A 15,877-nucleotide genomic window follows, 5' to 3' on the forward strand; every position below is an offset into this window, starting at 1 on the left:
ATTTTTGGCTAAATTGGTCTAAGTCTGCAAACAAAGGAGCGTTATGTGGAGCCTACCAATAAACCTATAGCCGTGATTGTTGGCGATGTTGTTGACTCAACAAAGCTAACTTCTGCGCAGTTTGAGCAACTACTTAAACGGATCAAATCTATCCAGACATGGATTAGCGAGGGGCATAGCGAAAATGCGCACAGTATTGAGCGCGGTGATGAGTTTCAGTCTGTCGTGCATGATATTGAAAATGCGTTGAGATATACCGTTATATACCGGATTGGCATTAAGGCGCTTGGTAAAGAGTTTGATAGCCGGATTAGTTTTGCAATTGCTGCAAATGCTGATTTACGTGAGTCGGTGTCGGAGTCGATGGGGCAAGCATTTGTGCTGTCTGGCCGCGGACTCAGTGGCCTTAAGAATGACCGATTATTGTTTAGCTCCGATAGCATCGCTCTTACTGAGTATTTTGACTTACTGTTTAAGTATCTTGATAAGCAACTTAACGACTTAACTGCGCGCCAATGTGAAGTGATGTTGCCAATGCTTCGAACCAATGAGGATTTGTCGATTAGTGAGTTAGCTAACATGCTCGATGTGGCTACAGCCACTGTCAGCAAGTCACTTAAAGCGTCTGGTTGGCCATTGATCCATGAGTTAAATTGTCGGTTTATAAAGAAAGTCGCGGGGCTCAAGTATGTTTGATTTTTTCAGCGTGCTCATTCCATTTTTACTAATTCACACCATCTGTGACTTTTATCTTCAGACCGATCGGTGGGTAGAAGCTAAAAAAGCTCGCACTTACCGTTCACCTGAGTTGTACCTTCACGCGACTTTACAGGGTGTTGCATTATTACTGCCTGCAATGGCACTAGGAATTGATTGGCGTTCAACGGTTTGCTTAATCGTTATTGTCGCGGTAAGTCATTTTATTATCGATTTATGGAAGGTCACTACACCAAAGGGAGATAAGTTAGCCTACTTTGTTATTGATCAGGCTTTGCATGTTTCAGTACTGGCTGCGATTGCTTTTCATGTTGCAGATGGCGCATCGATTGATGCAGTGTTACAGCATGAACGTTTCTCTGATGGCGTGTTGGTGGTGTTTGCTTATGTACTCATTCTAAAGCCAACTTCAATTGTGATTGGCGCTGTGTTGAATAAGTATCCCATCGTTAACTCAGCAATGGATACTGACACAGACGCCGTTACCGACACCGATGGTGTTGCAGAACTTGTTAGTGATAAGACAGCAAATGTGAGCGGCCTTGTTGCGGGTGGCGAGTTGATTGGTTACCTAGAGCGATTATTAATACTGACGTTTATGTTGGTGGGCAGCTATGCCGCAGTGGGTTTTGTATTAGCCGCTAAGTCGATATTCAGATTTGGTGAGTTAAATCAATCAGCCAACCGAAGCATGACTGAATATGTACTGATTGGCTCACTGATCTCTGTGGTCATCACAACCTTAATTGGGGCGCTAGTCTCATTGGGTGTAGGTATAAAATTTAAGTGAAAAAACCATAAAAAAAGGCCTCTATATCAATAGAGGCCCAATAATCTTATTCAGATTTAAACTGATACCTTTAATCAGCCTTTATCCCCATTCCCATAGCAGATAGAGGCTGAGTAAAGTCACCAAGCATTGAGTAGACATTTGATTGCGACTCAAAGCCATCAACCAAACAACGCCAAAGTGTGTACCAAAAATCGATAACGTCAGTTAGATATAAGTTATTAAAACGGGGGGATGTTTCCGACGTTACCTATCACATGATTGTGCTTAACCTCAACCATTCTGACAATATAAAAACACCAAACTGCGACACAATGTCGCAGGCTACTGACTTGAATTTATAAAGATTGTTAACTACTGGTTAGCATTTATCGATGTATACCATGGTGTTGCACTTATTCATTGCTGATTCATTTGTGGGCAGCGGCTTTTGTTGTTATTGATGTGAGTTTTTGGTGCTGATGAAAGCGTATTCAGATCAAAAGTGAAAAAGTCTGCCGCGATATTTGCTTAATTAGCACTACATTTTATAAGGGTATAAGCATACATTGATGGCTCGATAATGAGTCGTTAGCCATTGCTGAGTTGATTTTAAACTCACTCAGACGATGTGTAATAACGCGCCTGGGGATAATACCAATTTATGAAAATAGCACTATTTATACCGTGTCTAGTGAATCAAATGATGCCAGATGTGGCCATTGCAACACTGACATTATTAGAAAAGTTAGGCCATGAAGTCATATTTCCTGCTGGGCAAACCTGTTGTGGTCAGCCGATGACAAACTCGGGTTGCTTTGATGAAGCAAAAAACACCACCCTTAAATTACTCAACGCTTTTAAAGGTGTCGATTGTGATGCCATTGTGTGTCCTGCTGCCAGTTGTCTGGTGGCGGCTAAAGAAAACTTCCATGAGTTTGATGGCAGCCAAGAAGCCCAAGAGGTCATCGGTAAGCTTTATGAGTTAACGGAGTTTTTGCACGATATTGCCCCGATTAAAGCTTTTGCCCGCCCTGTAGCGGCCAAAATAAGCATGCAAATGAGCTGTCATGGTATTCGTATGCTTAATTTAGCGACGCCGACAGAGCAAATGGGTAAACAACGCTTTAATAAAGTGGAAGCGGTATTGGGTAACATTGCCGGGCTCGAGATTGTCTATCCTGCTCGTATTGATGAATGTTGTGGTTTTGGCGGCACGTTTGCGGTTGATGAAGGCGCGGTGTCGGCCAAAATGGGTAAAGATAAAGCCCAAGCTCATGCGGCAACGGGTGCTAAGTATGTCGTGGGGTTTGACCCTTCATGCTTGCTGCATTTAGATGGCATGATCCGTCGTCAAAAATTACCGATTGAAACCCGTCACATTGCCCAAATCATTAATGATGCTTTATAGGAGCCACTATGACCGAACTATATACCGCATCGGGTTCTAAGGTGCATGCCCATAAAGCTGATATTTTTTGTCGCGATGAAACCCGAGTTGATTGGCATTCTAAAGCCCTGTGGGCATTACGTGAAAAACGTGATCGCGCTGCAGGCAGTTTGCCTGAATGGGAACAACTAAGGCTGCTTGGCTCTCAACTCAAACTGCATACTTTGAGCCATTTAGCCCAGTACCTTGAGCAATTTGAACAACAATGCTTGAGTAATGGCATTAAGGTGCATTGGGCTAGCGATGCCCAGCAACACAATGAAATTGTTCATGGGATTTTAGCGAAACATAAGGTTAAAAAACTGGTTAAATCAAAATCGATGTTAACCGAAGAATGCCACATGAATCCGTATTTAGAACGCCACGGTATTGAAGTGGTTGATACCGATTTAGGTGAACGAATTATTCAGCTCGCCAATATGCCACCATCGCATATTGTGGTGCCTGCTATACATATGAAAAAAGAGGAAGTAGGCGAGTTATTTCATCAACAGTTAGGCACTAAAGCGGGTGAGTCTGATCCGCTGTATTTAACCCGTGCAGCTCGCGCGCATTTAAGAGAGAAATTCCTTACTGCAGATGCTGCCATGACCGGTGTCAATATGGCGATAGCCGACCAAGGTGCGATTGTTGTGTGTACCAACGAAGGTAATGCAGACATGGGCGCTAACTTGCCTAAGTTGCAATTGCACTCAATGGGTATCGATAAAGTGGTTCCTGATATGGATTCTGTTGGGGTGTTGTTGCGTACATTAGCCCGTAATGCCACAGGGCAACCCATTACCACTTATTCATCGTTTTACCGTGGCCCACAAGAGGGCGGCGAGATGCATGTGATCATTGTTGATAATGGTCGCACTGAGATGATGAAAGACAAAATTTTAGCTGAGTCGTTAAAGTGTATTCGTTGCGGCGGCTGTTTAAATACCTGTCCTGTGTATCGCCGTTCAGGCGGTTATAGCTACAACTATACTATTCCTGGTCCTATTGGTATTGCGGTAGGTGCTAAGCATGACGATACCAACTCAATTCCTTGGGCCTGTACGTTATGCGGCAGTTGTACTTATGTGTGCCCAACGATGGTGCCATTAGATAAAATTATTGCCCATCATCGTCGGTTGAAAGCAGAAGCTAAGAGGTTGCCGTATGGCAAAGGTGGCTATATGCCGTTAGTGGGCCGTTTTATGGCTAATGAAACCTTAATGAATACCTCTATGTCCGCAGCAAGATTAGCACTGCGGGTATTACCGGGGAGTTTACTCAAGCCGTTTAGTGGTGCATGGGGTAAATACCGTGAGTTGCCTGTCGCACCAGAGTCAAGCTTTGCCAGCTGGTATAACAAGAATCGGAGCCGTTAATATGTCGAATAAACACACTATTTTATCTGCACTATCGCAATCGGCATTAGCTCAACATGCCATGCCAGCCATGGATGTTATTGCTAACAATGATGATCTTGTTGGCCAATTTAATGCAAGTTTGAACACAGTAGCGGGTACGCTTCATAGTGAAGGTGGTTTAGCATCGTTACAACAGGCAGTAGATGAATTGATCCAACAAAATATGCAGGTGATCTCGTTATTGGACGGTATTAAAGGTAATCGCCAAGTGCCTGAGACTGCTCACGATCTGGCTGATATTGATTTTGCCGTGATCCCAGGCGATCTTGGTGTGGCCGAAAACGGTGCTATTTGGGTTAATCAACCCAGTCATCGAGTAACGCCTTTTATTTGTGAAAACCTGATATTGGCGTTGGCCAAAGACAATATTGTCGCCAACATGCACCAAGCGGTTAAACAAGTGGCACTACAGCCAGGCGAATTAGGATTATTTATTGCGGGTCCGTCTAAAACCGCTGATATTGAGCAAGCATTAGTGGTGGGGGCTCATGGTGCCTGTAGTTTAAATGTGTACTTGTACTAGGCATTAGTGACTAGTTATTAGTCGCCATCTGTTAGTTGCAAGTGATGTCATTGACTGAGTGTGTCAGTCGATGGCATCACGCTAAACTATAGCGATATTAATCGAACCGCTTAGGTTAGAACAACCTGCAATTAATCAAAACGTTCAGTTTCAAATTCAAATTCAAATTTAAATTAAAATTCAACTTCGCATGTAGATTTATCTTTCACTTCAAACTCTAAGCATCTAAGCATCTAAGCATCGAAAATCGAATCGAGTTAGAACAAGTCGAAGATAGTGGCAGCACGTTGCTGAATAAACTCAATAAACAATTTTACTTTTAATGGCTGTTGACGACGTTGATGATACAAAATACTGATACGTCGATGCTCACCAGCCCAATCAGGTAACACAGGTACTAGCTCTTGATTCAATAGTTGTGGTTTAACAAATAATTCTGGTCCATATAAAATCCCGCCATCACCGACAGCGGCGCGTATTGCGCCGTGTAAATCCCCTAGGGTTAATTTAGCGGGTCCATCGTAATAATACTGCTCACCACTGTGATGTTTTAAGGTCCAGTTAAATAGCGGCCACACTTTAATTAACTGATAATCAACTAGCTGCTGCGGGTGGCGAAGCTCAATGAGTTGCTTTGCATACTCAGGTGATGCATACAGGCCGTAATTTAATACTCCCAACGATGTTGATACCCAAGATGAGTCTGGTTGTGCGCCACCGACAATGGCGACATCGACTCCTTCATCTATCAAATCAATGGTGCTGTTATTTTGGGTGATGTGCAGTTGAATGTGCGGATGTTGTTTGGAAAAGTCATTGATGGCCTCAATTAATATCATCGAGGTTATCGAAACGGGTGTCGATATCCGTAAGGTACTTTGCGGCTCATTAATAGTTTGACCACAAATACGATCAAATTGCGCCACCACATTATAGTAACGGTCAAATAACGCCCCACCTTCTTCAGTTAATCTAAGTTTACGGGTGCTGCGCATTATCAACTGAGTATTGAGGCTTTGTTCTAATTTGCTAATTTTGCGGCTAACCGTGGCAATGGGCAACTTTAACTCTTGTGCTGCAGATGAAAAACCACCGGCATTAACGACATGGACAAACAAATGGATCAATTCAAGTTGGCAGGCTAAATGTTGGCTCATCAAGAGACCCTTATTGTATTTATTGCTCTATTTATTGTTGGATTAATCGATGTCTCAATCACTTTATAAAGAGGAGTGTAACCCAACATAGTGTGTACAGATAGCTGAGTAATCATCGAACCACAAAGGCGTGATGAGTTATACCGTGGTGGCTAATATTAGCATGGGCTGACTTAAGGTTTATTGAGTGGTGTCATAAATTGGTAATAGCTAACGCTTTATGATGAATTGGATTAATTGTCGACAAAAAGTGCCTTTTGGGGTTGTTATACGATTCAAAGGTGCTATATTGTCGACAACTTGTTTTGTGTAGCTGTTTTTTAATGTCAGTTTTTATTATCCAAGGTATGAATATGATCCAGCCGATTACTTCTGCAGATAAGACCTTTGTAGCCCTTAGAGACGATATAGTCGAAGGTCGTATTCAGGCCGGCTCTAAATTGAGCGAAACTGAATTGTCGACAAAGTATGCAGTGAGTAGAGCCGTGATCCGTGAAGCCATTAACCGTTTAGAGTCGTGTCATATTGTTGAGCGTAAAGCCAACGTAGGCGCTCGTGTGGTGGCGTTATCTCCGCAAGGCTTGATAGAGCTGTATCAAGTGCGTGAATCACTTGAAGGCATGGCGGCACGTTTAGCGGCAAAGAACATGACCGATGACGAAATTGCCGATTTAAACCGTTTATTACAATCTCACTTTGACGAGGTCAAAGGGGGCGAGTCTTATTATCAAGAAGCCGGTGATGTTGATTTTCATTATCGGATTATTTTAGGCAGTAAAAACAAACACCTAATTTCAATGCTGTTTGATGGCATTTATCATTTAGTGCGCATGTATCGCGTACAACTTGGCATGGCGGGTCCGCGTGTGACCACCGCTTATGATGAACACAAACACATTGTTCAGGCCATTTTAAATCGTGATGCAGAATTGGCTGAAATGCTGATGCGTCGCCATATTATGTATTCTAAAAATAATATCGAACACAAATTATCGTAATGTCTTGCGTGTGGCGTGTTACGCCCACGGTCATAATTGCATATAAGGAAAATATCATGAGCGCAGGTAAAAAATTTCGTCAAGCATTAGCTAACAACAAACCACTGCAAATTGTCGGTACCATTAATGCTTATGCCGCCATGATGGCAAAGCAAATTGGTCATCAAGCCATTTACTTGTCTGGTGGCGGTGTGGCTAACGCCTCTTATGGTTTACCCGACTTAGGCATGACATCACTCAATGATGTACTGGTTGATGTGCAACGAATTACTTCAGCCTGTGACTTACCTTTGTTGGTGGATATTGATACAGGTTGGGGCGGGGCATTTAATATTGCCAAGACCATTCGTGATATGGAAAAGGCCGGCGCTGCAGCGGTACACATGGAAGACCAAGTGGCGCAAAAGCGTTGTGGTCATCGTCCAAATAAAGAAATAGTTCCAGTAGAAGAAATGGTCGACCGCATTAAAGCGGCGGTTGATGCCCGTACCGACCCAGATTTTTTCATTATGGCGCGTACTGACTCGTTTGCTCAAGAAGGGTTAGAAGCCGCTATCGAGCGTGCTAAAGCGTACGTGGCAGCGGGTGCTGACGGTATTTTTGCTGAAGCAATTAAAACTGAAGAGCATTACCGCGCCTTTGCTGAAGCATTAGATGTGCCTATTTTGGCTAACATTACTGAGTTTGGCCAAACTGAATTATGGAATAAGCAACAATTAGGCGAGTGGGGCGCGGCAATGGTGTTATACCCATTGAGTGCATTCCGTGCGATGAACAAAGCAGCTGAAAATGTTTACAGTGCTATTTTAACCGATGGCGACCAAAAAGCAGTGGTAGATACCATGCAAACTCGTATGGATTTATACGACTATTTGGGTTATCACGATTATGAACAAAAATTAGACAGTTTGTTTGCCGAAGGCAAAAATAAATAACGGCCTCAGTACGACAGCAAGACTCGATTACAACTAAAATAACAATACCCTACAATCGCGATTTAGCATGGTTAAATCGTGAAAAGCATAAGAAGGAAGATATCATGGTAGACAAGAAATTATCAGGCGCAGGATTACGCGGTCAGAGTGCTGGCGAAACAAAATTATGTACAGTCGGTAAATCAGGTTCAGGCCTAACGTACTGCGGTTACGATGTCTCTGATTTAGCCGATAACGCTACCTTTGAAGAAGTCGCTTATTTATTATTTAACGGCGAGTTACCAAACCAGGCTCAGCTAACTGCATATAAAGCAGAATTGAAAGCGCAGCGTGATTTACCCGATGCACTAAAAGCGGTATTAAAATTAATTCCTGCTGATGCTCATCCAATGGATGTGATGCGTACTGGTTGCTCGTTTTTAGGTAACCTTGAGCCAGAAGTCGATTTCACTCAGCAACACAAAGCGTCGAACCGCTTATTAGCCGCATTTCCGGCCATCATGTGTTATTGGTACCGTTACACTCATGACGGTGTTGAGATTGATTGCACCACAGATGAAGATTCTCTGGGTGGACATTTTCTTAAACTGCTTCGCGGTGAAACGCCGTCAGCGCAACATCGCCGTGTAATGGATGTGTCGTTGATTTTGTATGCAGAGCATGAGTTCAACGCATCAACCTTTACCGCGCGTGTATGTGCCTCAACTTTATCGGATATGTATTCTTGTGTTACCGGTGCGATTGGTTCATTACGTGGTCCACTGCACGGTGGTGCTAATGAAGCGGCGATGGACATGATCCAAAAGTTCAGCTCGCCAGCCGATGCTAAAGTACAAATGGCATTAATGTTAGAACGCAAAGAAAAAATCATGGGCTTTGGTCATGCTATTTATAGCGAGTCTGATCCTCGTAATGTGATTATCAAAAAGTGGTCTGAAAAGCTGGCCCATGAAAACGGTGACACCTCTTTATATGACATTTCTGTCGCGTGTGAAGAGTTTATGTGGGACACCAAAAAGTTATTCTGCAATGCAGATTTCTTCCATGCCTCTGCTTATCATTTTATGGGCATTCCAACTAAGTTATTTACGCCAATCTTCGTTTGTTCACGTTTAACCGGTTGGGCTGCACATGTAATGGAGCAGCGATCGAACAACCGCATTATTCGTCCAAGTGCAGATTATGTGGGCAGTGAGCCTCGTAAAGTGGCGCCTATTAGCCAACGTTAATCAGCATGCCGAGTCTCGTTATGATGACTCGGCTTTTTTCGATATAGATTAGCGCTTATTCCTTTCATATTTATTGTGGATGAAGTTATGAATACTCAATACCGTAAAGCCTTACCTGGCACCCAATTAGATTATTTTGACACCCAAGAGGCTGTAGATGCGATTGAAGCTGGAGCCTACGCCAAACTACCTTATTGTTCTCGTGTGTTTGCCGAGAACTTAGTCCGTCGCTGCTCACCTGACATGCTTACTGATTCGTTAAAGCAGCTGATTGAACGTAAAAATGACCTTGATTTTCCGTGGTATCCAGCCCGTGTGGTTTGTCATGATATTTTAGGCCAAACCGCATTAGTCGACTTAGCGGGTCTGCGTGATGCGATTGCTGAAAAAGGCGGTGACCCCTCAAAAGTGAACCCAGTAGTACCGACTCAATTGATTGTCGATCACTCGCTGGCGGTTGAGCATGCCGGTTTTGAAAAAGACGCGTTTGAGAAAAACCGCGCCATTGAAGACCGCCGTAATGAAGACCGTTTCCATTTCATCAATTGGACCAAAACGGCATTTAAAAACGTTGATGTTATCCAACCGGGTAACGGCATCATGCATCAAATTAACTTAGAGCGTATGTCGCCAGTGGTGCATGCTCAAAATGGTGTGGCGTTTCCTGACACCTTAGTGGGCACCGACAGTCATACACCTCATGTTGATGCGTTAGGCGTTATAGCCATTGGTGTGGGCGGCTTAGAAGCTGAAAGCGTCATGCTCGGCCGTGCATCTTATATGCGTTTACCGGAAATTGTTGGTGTTGAAGTAACGGGTAAGCCACAACCTGGCATTACTGCTACCGATATTGTTCTGGCGTTAACTGAATACTTGCGAGCGCAAAAAGTTGTGTCATCGTATCTTGAGTTTTATGGCGAAGGGACCACCCATTTAACCCTTGGCGATCGCGCTACTATTACTAACATGACGCCTGAATACGGCGCCACCGCGGCGATGTTTTATATCGATAAACAAACTATCGATTATCTAACGTTAACCGGTCGTGAAGATGCACAAGTTAAACTGGTTGAAACCTATGCCAAACAAGCGGGTTTATGGGCTGATACCTTAACTAATGCTGTGTATGAACGTGTATTACACTTTGACTTGTCATCTGTTGGTCGTAATATTGCAGGCCCGTCTAATCCACACAGTCGCGTGCCGACATCTGAATTAGCGGCGCGTGGCATTAGTGGTGTGGTTGAAAACGAACCCGGTAAAATGCCCGATGGTGCAGTGATTATTGCCGCTATTACCAGTTGTACTAACACCAGTAACCCGCGCAACATGATTGCTGCCGGTTTATTGGCTCGCAATGCCAATGCCCGTGGATTATTACGTAAACCTTGGGTGAAATCATCGCTTGCGCCTGGCTCTAAAGCAGTGCAATTGTATTTAGAAGAAGCAGGCTTATTACCTGAGCTTGAAAACTTAGGCTTTGGCATTGTCGGCTTTGCCTGTACCACGTGTAACGGCATGAGCGGCGCGCTTGATCCGGTTATTCAACAAGAAGTGATTGATCGCGACTTATACGCTACCGCAGTGTTGTCGGGCAATCGTAACTTTGATGGCCGTATTCATCCTTATGCGAAACAAGCCTTTTTAGCATCACCACCTTTGGTCATTGCTTATGCCATTGCCGGTACGATTCGTTTTGATATTGAAAAAGATATCTTAGGTATCGATAACCAAGGTCAAGCTGTCACGTTAAAAGATATTTGGCCAACCGATGAAGAAATCGATGCAGTTGTTAAAGCAAGCGTTAAGCCTGAGCAATTCCGTAAAGTCTATGAGCCAATGTTCGACATTAAAGTCGAGTATGGTAGCCACGTAAATCCGCAATATGATTGGCGTCCACAAAGTACTTATATTCGCCGACCACCTTATTGGGACGGAGCTTTGGCGAGTGAGCGCACCATGAAAGGTATGCGTCCATTAGCCGTACTCGGTGACAATATCACTACCGATCATTTATCGCCGTCAAATGCGATTATGCTCGACAGTGCGGCAGGGGCATACCTAGATAAAATGGGCTTGCCAGAAGCTGATTTTAACTCTTATGCCACTCATCGTGGCGATCACTTAACTGCGCAGCGTGCCACCTTTGCTAACCCTAAACTGTTTAACGAAATGGTGCAGGAAAACGGCAAGGTTAAGCAAGGATCATTGGCGCGCATAGAGCCTGAAGGCCAAGTCACTCGCATGTGGGAAGCGATTGAAACCTATATGGAACGTAAGCAACCACTGATTATTATTGCTGGTGCAGACTATGGCCAAGGTTCGTCACGTGACTGGGCGGCAAAAGGTGTGCGTCTTGCTGGGGTTGAAGTGATTGTTGCTGAAGGCTTTGAGCGTATTCACCGTACTAACTTAGTCGGTATGGGCGTGCTACCGCTAGAGTTCACTGCAGGCCATAATCGACATACTTATCATATCGATGGCACGGAAACCTATGATGTTGTAGGTGATCGTAATCCGGGCGCAATGTTAAATGTGATCATGACCCGCAAAAATGGTGAGCAAGTGACCATTCCGGTTAAGTGTCGTGTAGACACTGCCGAAGAGTTGTCAATTTATGAAGCGGGCGGTGTATTACAACGTTTTGCTCAGGACTTTTTAGCCAACGAAACTAATTAACCATAATTCGGGGTAATAAGTGAGTGTTGGTTTGGCAATAACCTAGTGTTAGTGCCTTACTTAATCGGCAGTTTATAAGCTTATTGATGGGCTGCCGCTTTGGTCTTTTGTTATTTTAGGAATATGTGATGGCTCATTTACCACAAATGAAAATTCCAGCGACTTATATGCGCGGCGGCACCAGTAAAGGGGTGTTTTTCAGCCTGACTGACTTGCCTGCAGCCGCTCAAGTGGCTGGTGCAGCTCGTGATGCAATATTATTGCGTGTTATTGGCAGTCCCGATCCTTACGGTAAACACACCGATGGTATGGGCGGAGCAACGTCAAGTACCAGTAAAACGGTTATCTTATCCAAAAGTACTCAAGCTGATCACGATGTTGATTATTTATTTGGTCAAGTATCGATTGATAAGCCGTTTGTTGATTGGAGCGGAAACTGCGGTAATTTAACCGCGGCGGTCGGTTCATTTGCCATTAGTAATGGTTTAATCGATCCAAGCCGAGTGCCTGAAAATGGCACCGCAATTGTGCGTATTTGGCAAGCCAATATTCATAAAACCATTATTGCTCATGTCCCTATTACCAACGGTGAAGTACAAGAAACCGGTGATTTTGAACTTGATGGTGTGACGTTTCCCGCAGCTGAAGTGCAAGTGGAGTTTTTAGATCCTGCCGACGGTGATGGCGCTATGTTTCCTACAGGTAACGTGGTCGATGCACTTGACGTACCAGGCGTCGGGACCTTTAACGCCACCATGATTAATGCGGGCATTCCAACCATTTTTATTAATGCAGCCGATATTCAGTATCAAGGTACTGAGTTGCAAGATGACATTAATAATGACGATAAAGCCTTAGCCATGTTTGAAACTATTCGGGCTTATGGTGCAGTAAAAATGGGCTTAATCAACCATATTGATGAAGCGGCTGCTCGTCAACATACCCCTAAAGTGGCTTTTGTTGCGCCTGCTGCGGGTTATATTTCATCCAGTGGCAAAGCGGTTAATACTGACGATATCGATCTGGTCGTGCGGGCCCTTTCTATGGGTAAACTGCATCATGCGATGATGGGCACAGCAGCAGTGGCCATTGGCACTGCCGCGGCGATTCCTGGCACATTAGTTAATTTGGCTGCTGGCGGTGGTGAGCTGAGTGCGGTTCGTTTTGGTCATCCATCTGGCACGCTACGCGTGGGTGCTCAAGCGGTGTTAGTGCAAGGTCAATGGCAAGTTAAAAAGGCTATTATGAGCCGAAGTGCGCGAGTATTAATGGAAGGTAAGGTGAGCATTCCACAATAATCACGTTATGTATATGTTATAAATAAAACCTCAGCTTTTGCTGAGGTTTTTGTTTATACGGGATTAATAGATAAAAAAAACAATTGATTAGCGTTTAAACTTATATTGTCTTTTGCTTATGTAAATCAGATGTTTATCCCAAAAATACCCAAAAGATATAAAATGTGATATTGGTCAAAAAAAGCCTTGATCCTATTGTTAAATTAGTATGTTATATGCTGAATTTTGTCAGCTGCTTTTTACGGGTTCAGACATATAAGCATCATGTAATTATGATGTAATAAAAGGAAATATCAGTAGGTTTTATCGATTAATAGAAGATTGATTAATCACAATAGATTAATCATCAATTGATGATTTGGCTGATTAAGTTGTTATAAAACAGTCGAGTTGAATGCATTTAGAGCACGATATTAACGTGAGTCGCATTGCTTATTTTAAGTTAGTCATTGGCAATGATAGCAATACAAAAGGAAACAATTATGGTTGAACACATTACAGGCATGCTGGCATTAATCGGTGTGTTATCGCTTTTGTGTCAATGGGTTGGTTGGAAGTTACGTCTGCCAGCAATTTTACCACTTTTATTATGTGGTTTACTGTTAGGGCCAGGATTAGGAATATTAGACCCAGATGAAATCTTTGGTGATTTATTGTTTCCTATTATTTCGTTAGGTGTTGCGGTCATCCTGTTTGAAGGTGCGCTGACACTTAACTTTAAAGAAATTAAAGAACATGGACGAATGGTGACCCACCTTGTCACCATCGGCGCATTTATTACCTGGGCTTGCATTGCACCTGCGGCGCATTATTTGCTTGGCTTTGACTGGGCAATTGCCATGTTATTTGGCGCATTAGTGGTGGTGACAGGTCCAACCGTTATTGTGCCTATGTTGCGTACGGTGCAACCTAAATCAAATTTAGCCAGTATATTACGCTGGGAAGGCATCGTTATTGATCCTATCGGTGCGTTACTTGCTGTATTGGTATTTGAATATATCGCCGTTACAGCCGACCCAACCACACACGTATTGAATGCATTAGGCTTAACCTTAGTGCTTGGTTTTGGCTTAGGTGCAGCAGGCGGTTACTTAACGGGTTTAGCTATCCGTAAAAACTTGTTCCCGCATTACTTACGCAACACCGCAGTATTAACCATTATGCTGGGTATTTTTGTTGGTTCGAACATTTTACAAGAAGAGTCTGGCCTGTTAACGGTAACGGTAATGGGTATTTGGTTAGCAAACATGCGCGGCGTTGATATTGCTGACATTTTAGAATTTAAAGAAACCCTAACTGTACTACTGATTTCTGCGTTGTTTATTTTGTTGGCGGCACGTCTGGATTCTGGCGCCATGCTGGATCTAGGACTTGGTGGTGTCGGGGTGCTTTTAGTAGCGATGTTTATTGCTCGTCCACTCAGTATTTGGATTTCAGGCTTAGGCACCAATTTGTCGTCTAATGACAAGTGGTTTTTAAGTTGGGTTGCGCCTCGCGGTATTGTTGCAGCGGCTATTTCATCATTATTTGCCATAAAACTTGAAACAGTTGGCTTAGAAGGTGCCAGTTCAATTGTACCGTTAGTATTCTTAATTATTATTGGTACGGTGGTGATTCAAAGCTTAACTGCCGGTCGTTGGGCTAAGTTTTTAGGCGTGAAAGAGGGCTCTAATCAAGGAGTGTTAATCTTTGGTGCGTCTAAATTCTCGCGTGAATTAGCTTCTATTTTAATTTCGAAAAATATTAAGGTGATTCTAGCGGATAACAACTGGGATAGCATTCGCCAAGCGCGCATGGACAATATTCCGGTGTATTTTGGTAACCCAGCGTCAGAGCATGCATCTAATTTCATGGACTTAAGTGGTATTGGTCGAGTGCTTGTGATGTCGCCATACCGTCAATTAAATCCGTTGGTGACGTTTCACTTTCAAGATTTAATGGGCACCGAAAAAGTCTATGGTTTAAACAACGCTGACAGCGCCAGTGCTCGTCATCAGTTGTCTGAATCTTATCTCAAGCGCTTATGTTTATTTGGTGAGAATATATCTTACGCCAAAATTGCCAGTTTAATGGCTAAAGGCGCAGTATTGAAAATTACCAATATTACTGAAAACTTTACCTATGACCATTTCAAAAAACGTTATGGTGATACAGCTATGCCATTGGTTTATTTAACTAAAGAAGGCAAGGTTAAAGTCATATCTGGTGTTGAAACGATAGTGTTACCAGTGGGTATAGAGTTAATAAGCTTATTGCCACAAGAAGCGCAAGACCAAGCTGTTATTCAGCGAGCATTAGATGACGAAGCCGACCGCCAAGCTAAAATAGCCGCCGAAGCAGAAGCAAAAGTGGCCGCTGAAGCAAGAGCTGTTCGCGAAGCACAAGAAGCCGAGCAACGCACTATTGAAAAAGCACGCCGTAAAGAAGAAGAGCTAGCGCTATTTGAACAACAAGAAAAAGCCCGCTTATTAGCTGATGAAGAGGCTGCATTAGTGAAGCAAGAAACAGCTATTCTAGCCAAAGAGTTAGCCGCACAAGAGAAGGCTAAACAAGCTGCAAGCGCTGCAACCGAGCCGAGTGATGCAGAGACTGCAACCGACGAAGAAAAGCCACCGCAATCGAGCGATGCTAAAACGGTGTAAATGTTAGCGCTTAGGCGTTAACGGTTTGGTGTCGATATTTGAAATAGCAGTAATAAAAAAGGGCTTAGCAATTTATTGCT

General features: G+C 43.5%; 12 protein-coding genes. 11 read left to right on the forward strand and 1 reads right to left on the reverse strand.

The features are described from left to right. The first annotated feature begins 45 nt into the window (after positions 1-45). From AAEY94_RS16210 to AAEY94_RS16230, 5 genes are all read left to right on the forward strand, one after another. Positions 46-696 carry a hypothetical protein gene (locus AAEY94_RS16210; RefSeq protein ID WP_350979257.1) on the forward strand — a complete coding sequence of 217 codons (651 nt, stop codon included), beginning with the start codon at positions 46-48 and terminating at the stop codon, positions 694-696. Then, positions 689-1,507: a DUF3307 domain-containing protein gene (locus tag AAEY94_RS16215; protein WP_350979258.1), complete on the forward strand. Its 819-nt coding sequence runs from the start codon at positions 689-691 to the stop codon at positions 1,505-1,507. Before AAEY94_RS16210 ends, AAEY94_RS16215 begins: the two co-directional genes overlap by 8 nt. 643 nt (positions 1,508-2,150) lie before the next feature. Continuing rightward, positions 2,151-2,897 carry a (Fe-S)-binding protein gene (locus AAEY94_RS16220; protein ID WP_350979259.1) on the forward strand — a complete coding sequence of 249 codons (747 nt, stop codon included), beginning with the start codon at positions 2,151-2,153 and terminating at the stop codon, positions 2,895-2,897. An 8-nt stretch (positions 2,898-2,905) separates the two neighbouring features. Next, positions 2,906-4,294 carry a lactate utilization protein B gene (locus AAEY94_RS16225; protein WP_011637317.1) on the forward strand — a complete coding sequence of 463 codons (1,389 nt, stop codon included), beginning with the start codon at positions 2,906-2,908 and terminating at the stop codon, positions 4,292-4,294. Position 4,295: 1 nt separating this feature from the next. Beyond that, positions 4,296-4,859: a LutC/YkgG family protein gene (locus AAEY94_RS16230; protein ID WP_350979260.1), complete on the forward strand. Its 564-nt coding sequence runs from the start codon at positions 4,296-4,298 to the stop codon at positions 4,857-4,859. A 257-nt stretch (positions 4,860-5,116) separates the two neighbouring features. Here the strand turns inward: AAEY94_RS16230 and AAEY94_RS16235 are convergent, their stop codons facing one another. Next, positions 5,117-6,016: a LysR family transcriptional regulator gene (locus AAEY94_RS16235; RefSeq protein WP_162023012.1), complete on the reverse strand. Its 900-nt coding sequence runs from the start codon at positions 6,014-6,016 to the stop codon at positions 5,117-5,119. Positions 6,017-6,369: 353 nt separating this feature from the next. Here AAEY94_RS16235 and AAEY94_RS16240 point away from each other — a divergent pair, with 353 nt between their 5' ends. The 6 genes from AAEY94_RS16240 (at position 6,370) to AAEY94_RS16265 (ending at position 15,797) form a co-directional block, all read left to right on the forward strand. Beyond that, a complete protein-coding gene (locus tag AAEY94_RS16240) occupies positions 6,370-7,014 on the forward strand; it encodes a GntR family transcriptional regulator (protein ID WP_392342035.1) in 645 nt (214 codons plus the stop codon). Positions 7,015-7,070: 56 nt separating this feature from the next. After that, a complete protein-coding gene (gene prpB / locus AAEY94_RS16245; protein ID WP_011637321.1) occupies positions 7,071-7,949 on the forward strand; it encodes a methylisocitrate lyase in 879 nt (292 codons plus the stop codon). Between the two features lie 104 nt (positions 7,950-8,053). Beyond that, the gene (gene prpC, locus AAEY94_RS16250; RefSeq protein WP_101088421.1) at positions 8,054-9,178 is read left to right on the forward strand and encodes a bifunctional 2-methylcitrate synthase/citrate synthase; all 1,125 of its coding nucleotides are present in this window, start codon (positions 8,054-8,056) and stop codon (positions 9,176-9,178) included. Positions 9,179-9,265: 87 nt separating this feature from the next. Then, complete coding sequence (acnD, locus tag AAEY94_RS16255) at positions 9,266-11,857, forward strand: Fe/S-dependent 2-methylisocitrate dehydratase AcnD (protein ID WP_192114829.1); 2,592 nt, start codon at positions 9,266-9,268, stop codon at positions 11,855-11,857. 128 nt (positions 11,858-11,985) lie between these two features. Further along, positions 11,986-13,155 carry a 2-methylaconitate cis-trans isomerase PrpF gene (prpF, locus tag AAEY94_RS16260; protein ID WP_101088419.1) on the forward strand — a complete coding sequence of 390 codons (1,170 nt, stop codon included), beginning with the start codon at positions 11,986-11,988 and terminating at the stop codon, positions 13,153-13,155. A gap of 482 nt (positions 13,156-13,637) precedes the next feature. Beyond that, positions 13,638-15,797 (forward strand): cation:proton antiporter domain-containing protein, encoded by a 2,160-nt coding sequence (locus AAEY94_RS16265; protein ID WP_350979261.1) that lies wholly within the window; start codon positions 13,638-13,640, stop codon positions 15,795-15,797. Positions 15,798-15,877 lie beyond the last annotated feature (80 nt).

Origin of the sequence: Shewanella sp. AC34-MNA-CIBAN-0136, assembly GCF_040309945.1 — a bacterium.
Lineage (GTDB): Bacteria > Pseudomonadota > Gammaproteobacteria > Enterobacterales > Shewanellaceae > Shewanella.